This is a genomic window from Bacillus sp. mrc49, from assembly GCF_002803435.1.
Map to the genome: position 1 here is coordinate 1 of NZ_PHNG01000477.1, position 8,491 is coordinate 8,491.

An 8,491-nucleotide genomic window follows, 5' to 3' on the forward strand; every position below is an offset into this window, starting at 1 on the left:
AAATTCGTTTTCATTATATACGTGAAATTCACTTAAGGATTTAGTGGATTTAGTGGATTTACAAATATGACTCTTCTCTTTTTCGTAATATTAGCCTAGCACCCTGTGTTTTGGGTGTCAAAAATAAGCGCCAATCAATTTCAAGCTAAAATAGGAATTTTTTGAAGTTAAGCTTTACATCCTTCTATTTGTGACCAGCTGGTTTTTTAAAATGCGAAGACCCTCTTTAATTTTATTGGCACGGACTTCCCCAATGCCTTCAACATCATCAAGGTCTTCAACCGAAGCTTTGTTGACTTCGCTAAAGCTTTCGAACTGATTCACTAAATTTTCGATGATCAATACCGGCAGCCGCGGGATTTTATGGAGGATGCGATAACCGCGGGGATGCACGGCTTCATCAAGGTGTATATATCCATGATAGCCCAAAACCTTAAGGAGGATGCTTTCATCCAGTTTTTCCTGCATGGCCAGTTCTTGAAGCCGATAAATGATTTCTTCAGGTTTTTCGTCATTTCTGGAGGTATAATCCTTGATGAGCCATTTTCCCTCCGTTTCTATATCTGCCAGGATTTCATTCATTTGCAGACGGATCAGCCTTCCTTCGGTACCAAGCTCATTCAGGTAGGTAAGCAGCTCCGCCTTGATCCTGAGAACCATTACATAGCGGTGAAATACCTGCAAAAGATCGGCATAGGTCACGATTTCCTCAAACTCGAGCGCTCCCAATACCGAGATGCTCTGCTGGAGGACCACCTTGTATTTTTCCAAGGTTTGAATGGCTAGATTGGCCTTGGCCAGTATGACTCCTATATCTTTGAGGGCATACCGGAAATTCCCCTGATATAACGTGATGACATTGCGCCGTTGGGAGATCGCAATGACCAATGACTTGGTTTCCCTTGCGACGCGTTCCGCCGTCCGGTGCCGCATCCCCGTTTCAGTCGAAGGTGTACTATTATCCGGCACCAATTGGGCATTGGCAAAGATGATCGTATCGGCTTTCTCATTCAAAATGATGGCCCCGTCCATTTTCGCCAGCTCATACAATGTGCTCGGCGTACAGGAACAGTTGATTTGAAAGCCGCCATCCACGATCATTCGCACCTTCTCGTTATACCCAACGACGATCAAGCCGCCCGTGTTTGCCCTCAGTACATTTTCAATGCCCTCCCGGAGCGGGGTGCCTGGAGCCACGATTTGCAAAATCTCCAGCTTCGTTTTTTCATACCCTTTTTTATCTGTCATACTTAACCCCCTAACGAATGTTGAAGAGCCTCCGAAACCGATGAAACCCCGACGATCTTGATACCTTTCGGCGCGGTCCATCCCCCGATATTATTAGCGGGAATTATCACCCGGTTAAATCCTAACTTTGCCGCTTCCTGCACTCTTTGCTCTATTCGCGATACCCTTCTCACTTCCCCTGTGAGCCCCACTTCCCCAATGATGCAATCGGTTGGGTTCGTTGGTTTATCACGGAAGCTCGAAGCGATGCTGATCGCGACAGCCAGGTCGATTGCCGGCTCATCGAGCTTAACGCCGCCAGCCACCTTTAAGTAGGCATCCTGGTTTTGCAGCAGCAAGCCCACCCTTTTTTCCAGGACTGCCATGAGAAGCGAAACACGATTATGGTCGATTCCTGTCGCCATTCTCCTTGGATTTCCAAAGCTCGTAGGTGAAATCAACGCCTGAATTTCTACCAGAACCGGCCTGGTTCCTTCCATCGAGGCAACGACGGTGGAACCTGACGCTCCTTGGGACCGTTCTTCAAGGAATATTTCCGATGGATTGGCCACTTCCTCCAAACCATGTTCTTTCATTTCAAAGATCCCCATCTCATTCGTCGAACCAAAACGGTTTTTGACCGCCCGGATAATTCGATATGTATGGTGCCTTTCACCTTCGAAATATAATACGGTGTCCACCATATGCTCAAGCAGACGCGGGCCTGCAATCGCCCCTTCCTTCGTTACGTGCCCGACGATGAAAATAGCCACTCCATTCGTTTTAGCGATGCGCATCAGTGAAGCTGTGCATTCGCGCACTTGCGATACACTTCCCGGCGCAGATGTAACCTCCGAATGGTACACCGTTTGGATGGAATCAATAATCACCAAATCCGGTTTCACCTCTGAAATCGCCTGTTGGATATAGTCCATATCCGTTTCCGCATAAACGTACAGGTTTTCCGACATGCTCCCCAGCCGGTCGGCCCTCAATTTGGTCTGCTTGACTGATTCTTCACCAGATATATACAGCACTTTTTTCTGCTTATGTGCCAATTGGGAAGATACCTGCAGAAGGAGTGTCGATTTCCCGATACCCGGATCACCTCCAATTAAAACAAGTGATCCCTGGACGATCCCACCGCCAAGGGCACGATTCAGTTCCATTAAATCCGTCTTGATCCGCGGTTCTTTTTCAGACTGAATGGTCGTTATCGGCGCTGCCTTTTCACGTTCCCCAGAGGTTCTAACCTCCGAATGGGTGAAGGCGCCTTTCCTCGCCGGTTTCACGATTTCAGTTTCCTCGACCATCTTGTTCCACTCACCGCAGCCTGGGCATTTCCCCATCCATTTCGCGGATTCATATCCGCAAGACTGACACATGAATTTGGTTTTCTTCTTCACTGCCATAATAACTCCTCTTCCTTTTTGAAAAATGCCTATAGTAAGGATATTATATCTTTGTTTTATTTAATCCTTCTTAAGGTTAAGTTTTTTAAAAAAACACCCTTTGTGCCCTGTTCTTTTATGCTCATTTCTACCTATTGATAAAAAACAGAGGTACACGGCAAAAATATCTGCGTGTACCTCGAAGTTAGGAATATGGTTATTCACTTACGTTGACAGGCTCACCTTGCCTGATTGCAAATTCATTATTCACAACGTCCATCACGACCGTCTGCCCTTTTTTCACGTTCCCTTTAAGCAGCTCTTCGGAAAGGTAATCCTCTACATGCTTTTGAAGCGCCCTGCGGATTGGCCGTGCCCCATATTCTGGATCGAAGCCTTCCGTCGCGATTTTTTCCCTTGCCGCATCCGTCAGCTCCAAGAAAATTTCCTGCTCTTTCAAGCGGTTCGTCAGTTGATTGGACATTAAGGTCACGATTTGTTTTAAATGATCCTTCTCCAGTGAGTGGAAAACGATGGTTTCATCGATACGATTCAGGAATTCAGGACGGAATGCTCGTTTAAGCTCCTCTATCACTTTGCCCTTCATATTTTTGTAGTCCTGGCCAGTATCCTGGATGTTGAACCCGACATACTTATCGGTTTTTAGTGCAGACGCTCCTACATTCGATGTCATGATCAGAATCGTATTCCTGAAATCGACAGTGCGTCCCTTCGAATCTGTCAGCCTTCCGTCCTCCAGTACTTGCAGAAGGATATTGAAGACATCGGGATGTGCCTTTTCTATTTCATCAAGCAGAACCACGGAGTATGGTTTCCTTCGCACTTTTTCGGTTAATTGTCCGCCCTCTTCGTATCCAACATATCCTGGAGGCGATCCAACCAGGCGCGAAGTCGAATGTTTCTCCATATATTCGGACATATCAATGCGGATCATGGCATCTTCATCCCCAAAGATGGATTCAGCTAAAGCTCGGGCAAGTTCGGTTTTACCGACCCCTGTAGGCCCAAGGAAGATGAATGAACCAATTGGGCGTTTAGGATCCTTCAAGCCTGCTCTTGCACGACGTACTGCTTTAGAAACGGCAATGACGGCCTCTTCTTGACCAATCACGCGATCGTGGAGGATCGATTCCATGTTAAGCAGTTTATCGGACTCCGTTTGGGCCAGTCTCGTAACAGGAACACCGGTCCAGCTGGATACGACGTGGGCAATATCATCCACGGTCACTTCACTGTTCTCTTGCCCTTGTTTTTCTTTCCAAGTCTTTTTCGTTTCTTCCAATTGTTCTCTTAATCGTTGTTCCGTATCTCGAAGCGAAGCGGCTTTTTCGAATTCCTGGCTCTGAACGGAAGCATCCTTTTCTTTCCGGACATCATCCAGCTTCACTTCAAGTTCCTTTAGGTTTGGCGGCGTTGTGTATGAGCGCAGCCGAACCTTAGATCCGGCTTCATCAATCAAATCAATCGCTTTATCCGGTAAAAAACGATCCGAGATATAACGGTCTGATAACTTGACTGCCGCATCGATCGCTTCATCAGTAATCGATACGCGGTGATGGGCTTCATAACGGTCACGCAGCCCCTTGAGGATCTGAATCGATTCTTCCATCGTCGGTTCATCAACTTGGATCGGCTGGAAACGGCGTTCAAGCGCAGCGTCCTTTTCGATATACTTACGGTATTCATCCAAAGTTGTCGCCCCGATACATTGCAATTCACCGCGGGCCAAGGATGGTTTAAGGATATTGGAAGCATCGATGGCACCTTCTGCCCCGCCGGCACCAATCAGTGTATGCAATTCATCGATGAATAAAATGATATTGCCAGCCTGGCGGATTTCATCCATTACTTTCTTCAATCTATCTTCGAATTCACCGCGGTATTTCGTACCAGCGACAACGGTACCCATATCGAGTGTCATAACGCGTTTATCACGCAGGATTTCCGGTACTTCGTTATTGATGATCTGTTGGGCAAGACCTTCGGCGATGGCCGTTTTACCCACCCCTGGTTCACCGATCAAGACAGGGTTGTTTTTTGTACGACGGCTCAATACTTCTATGACACGCTGAATTTCCTTGCTTCGGCCGATCACGGGATCCAGGCTTCCTTCCCTTGCAATCGCCGTTAAGTCGCGAGCGAGGCCATCCAGTGTCGGCGTGCTTGCATTGGAAGCCGCTGAACCTTGATGACCGCCGGATTCGTTGCTGCCCAAAAGCTGGAGAACTTGTTGACGGGCTTTGTTCAGGCTCACTCCGAGATTATTCAATACTCGGGCTGCCACGCCTTCGCCTTCTCTGATCAGACCAAGGAGTACATGCTCTGTCCCCACGTATGAATGACCTAACTTTCTAGCTTCATCCATGGAAAGCTCAATGACCTTCTTGGCTCTTGGAGTGTAATGGATCGTTTGCGCCGCATCCTGTCCGCGGCCTATCAAATTTTCCACTTCTTTTTGAATTTTTTCCGGCCCCAGACCGAGCGCATATAACGCTTTGGCGGCAATGCCATCGCCTTCTCGGACCAAGCCAAGTAAAATATGTTCCGTGCCTATATTATTATGTCCTAAGCGGATTGCTTCTTCTTGCGCCAATGCTAATACTTTCTGGGCTCTTTCAGTAAAACGACCAAACATCATAGGGAATTCCTCCTTAAGAATTTTTCGTTTTTAATTAAATTGCTGACAATCCTCTAAGTAATGGCAGGGGCTGCTTCTTCCCCGCATCCATTACAGGAATATAGGTACTCACTCTATGGTCAAGGACCTCAAGAGGAGGAAGTTTCCGTGAAATTCAAGCGTTCTCGAATGAGTGCTGCCCTACGGATATCCCTTTCGTGGGATTTTAAAGATCCACCCGCGTACTTTTGTAAAAATCCTGGCTGTGTCAAAATCATCAATTCATTTAATATGCTTTTGGAAATATTTTTTATATACCCTAAATCTATACCTAGCCTAACATCCGAGATACAGGTAGCAGCTTCCTTCGTTTCAATGATGCGAGCATTGGATAATATCCCATAGGAGCGAAAGACCCGATCTTCTAATTGTATGTGAGACGTCCTCGCTAATGCATCCCTTGCAGACCGTTCCTGGGCAATGATTTGTTGGACGACACTGGTTAGATCTTCAACGATATCCCTTTCGGATTTCCCAAGGGTAATTTGATTGGAGATTTGAAAGATATTCCCTAATGCCTGGCTGCCCTCCCCATATATCCCCCGGACCACCAATCCCAGTTGGTTGATCGCCGGAATGATATGATTCATCTGCTGCGTTAGCACAAGGCCCGGCAGATGCATCATGACCGAAGCCCTTAACCCTGTACCCACATTGGTTGGGCAACTCGTTAGGTATCCCCTTTCTTCATCATATGCATAGTCTATGGATTCTTCAATCCAATCGTCAAGAAGATTTGCAATCTTTAATGTTTCCTTCAGCTGCAAGCCCGACTTTAAGCACTGGATGCGAAGATGATCCTCTTCGTTTATCATGATGCTTATTTCTTCATTTTCCGAAAGAAGACAAGCACTTTTGGCAGATACTTCAACTAAATTGGGACTGATTAAATGTTTTTCGACCAGTACACGCTTTTCCAGTGGCTGCAGCTGGTCAATTTCCAGAAGCTCCAACTTGCCAATCTCTGGAGTGACTTCCTCTTCGATTCTTTTTTTAACCAATTCAATGATTTTTTTAGCTTCTTCGTTAGAAAAGGAGGTTGGGAAGGTAAAGTCTTTGAAATTTCGGGCCAATCGAATCCTTGAACTCAATACAATATCGATTTCCGGTCCTTCTGCACTCATCCAGGAGCTCAAGGCGTTTTCTACAAACTTTTCCAAGCTCATATTTCCTCGCCTCCCTCTTGTGCTTCATACCTTTTTTCAAGGGAGCGAATTTTATCCCTGACCTCTGCCGCCTTTTCGAACTCTTCTTGGTCGATGTGATCCTTTAATACGTCTTTCAGATCGAGAATTTGCTTTCGCAGATATATGGTGCCACCAACCCGTTTTGGGATTTTTCCTATGTGGGCTGTATTGCCGCTGTGCACCCTCTTTAAAATGGGGTTTAACTGTTCATTGAATGTTTGGTAACATTCAGCACAGCCGAACTTTCCGATATGGACAAATTCCTTATAGGATCGATGACAATGCGGGCAACGCCTCTCTTCCGTTTTAGAAAATGCATTTGCCTTTGTCTGTTGAATATTCGACTCGATATTCAACAATCCTGCTAATAAATTATTTATTGAAAAACCATGGCCTCCTGCATCCACGACCATCTCACCTTTTTCCTGAGCACATTTCTCGCAAATCATGATTTCAGTCTTTTTTCCATTGATGATTTTGGTGAAGTGTAGGGTAGCAGGTCTTTGATGGCATTCTTGGCAAATCATCCTTCATCACCTCTGCCATTTTCATTTATATTTTAAAGTCGTAAGCATCGCAGTTATAATTCTTGCCCGAAGTTCATCACGGTCAGGAAGGTCGATATAAATCACCGATCTATCAATCACGCTCATCATGATCTTTGCTTCCCTTTCATTAATGACTTCCTCATTCATCAGCCGGGCTATTACTCCTTCGGCCATGGATTGAGTGACCCTGGGACCTATAAGTGATAATAATTGGTTGATAAGCTGCACGTAATCTTGTGACTCCACTTTCATGATCCGTATATAACCGCCGCCTCCACGCTTACTCTCTACAACATAGCCTCTTTCGATCGTAAACCTGGTATTGATCACGTAATTGATTTGAGAAGGAACACACTGAAATTTATCTGCTATTTCACTTCTTTTAATTTCCAAGATATCTTTTTGACTTATTTCCAGTACTTGCTTTAAATAAGTTTCGATAACATCAGATATGTTTCTCACTCAGCCTCCTCCAATCTGACTTTGACTATATTTGACTATTATTATACAACGAAAAATGCATTTTGCAACTTAAACGCACTTTCTTTCTCTAATATCCATTTTCTCCAAATTATATGTAATTGCATACTCCGTTGGACACGAAAAATTAAATATCCTACATCCTTACCCTAATCCTTCAAATCCAAAACCTCAAATTTCCATCTGTTTATCGTTCCATCTGCTAGAAATGGGAAATATCTACCCAAAATATTCAAATCAAAACGAAAAAAGACCAGCCGCGATGGCTGATCTTTTTTATAATGGCTTGGCGGCGTCCTACTCTCACAGGGGGAAACCCCCAACTACCATCGGCGCTGAAGAGCTTAACTGCCGTGTTCGGAATGGGAACGGGTGTGACCTCTTCGCTATCGCCACCAAACATATGAGGAACGTTGTTCCTTCAAAACTAGATAATAAGAAGGTATTTCATTTTTTTAAAGCGTTGGTTAAGTCCTCGATCTATTAGTATCAGTCAGCTCCACATGTCGCCACGCTTCCACCTCTGACCTATCAACCTGATCATCTTTCAGGGATCTTACTAGCTTGCGCCATGGGAAATCTCATCTTGAGGGGGGCTTCATGCTTAGATGCTTTCAGCACTTATCCCGTCCGCACGTAGCTACCCAGCTATGCCTTTGGCAAGACAACTGGTACACCAGCGGTGCGTCCATCCCGGTCCTCTCGTACTAAGGACAGCTCCTCTCAAATTTCCTGCGCCCGCGACGGATAGGGACCGAACTGTCTCACGACGTTCTGAACCCAGCTCGCGTACCGCTTTAATGGGCGAACAGCCCAACCCTTGGGACCGACTACAGCCCCAGGATGCGATGAGCCGACATCGAGGTGCCAAACCTCCCCGTCGATGTGGACTCTTGGGGGAGATAAGCCTGTTATCCCCGGGGTAGCTTTTATCCGTTGAGCGATGGCCCTTCCATGCGG

Annotated in this window: 6 protein-coding genes and 2 rRNA genes; all 8 read right to left on the reverse strand. The window is 45.8% G+C overall.

The features are described from left to right. Window positions 1-174 precede the first annotated feature (174 nt). Complete coding sequence (gene disA, locus CVN76_RS04115; RefSeq protein ID WP_061141081.1) at window positions 175-1,248, reverse strand: DNA integrity scanning diadenylate cyclase DisA; 1,074 nt, start codon at window positions 1,246-1,248, stop codon at window positions 175-177. 2 nt (window positions 1,249-1,250) lie between these two features. Further along, window positions 1,251-2,639 (reverse strand): DNA repair protein RadA, encoded by a 1,389-nt coding sequence (radA, locus tag CVN76_RS04120; protein WP_100530404.1) that lies wholly within the window; start codon window positions 2,637-2,639, stop codon window positions 1,251-1,253. Between the two features lie 196 nt (window positions 2,640-2,835). Then, window positions 2,836-5,277, reverse strand: coding sequence for an ATP-dependent protease ATP-binding subunit ClpC (clpC, locus tag CVN76_RS04125; protein ID WP_061141079.1), 2,442 nt, complete (start codon window positions 5,275-5,277; stop codon window positions 2,836-2,838). Between the two features lie 128 nt (window positions 5,278-5,405). Continuing rightward, complete coding sequence (locus tag CVN76_RS04130) at window positions 5,406-6,482, reverse strand: protein arginine kinase (RefSeq protein ID WP_100530405.1); 1,077 nt, start codon at window positions 6,480-6,482, stop codon at window positions 5,406-5,408. Continuing rightward, window positions 6,479-7,030 carry a UvrB/UvrC motif-containing protein gene (locus tag CVN76_RS04135; RefSeq protein ID WP_100530406.1) on the reverse strand — a complete coding sequence of 184 codons (552 nt, stop codon included), beginning with the start codon at window positions 7,028-7,030 and terminating at the stop codon, window positions 6,479-6,481. Before CVN76_RS04135 ends, CVN76_RS04130 begins: the two co-directional genes overlap by 4 nt. Window positions 7,031-7,051: 21 nt before the next feature. After that, the gene (locus CVN76_RS04140; RefSeq protein ID WP_061141076.1) at window positions 7,052-7,513 is read right to left on the reverse strand and encodes a CtsR family transcriptional regulator; all 462 of its coding nucleotides are present in this window, start codon (window positions 7,511-7,513) and stop codon (window positions 7,052-7,054) included. A gap of 302 nt (window positions 7,514-7,815) precedes the next feature. Further along, window positions 7,816-7,931, reverse strand: a 5S ribosomal RNA gene (gene rrf, locus CVN76_RS04145). A 63-nt stretch (window positions 7,932-7,994) separates the two neighbouring features. Continuing rightward, window positions 7,995-8,491: ribosomal RNA gene (locus tag CVN76_RS04150) — 23S ribosomal RNA — on the reverse strand; the annotation flags it as partial.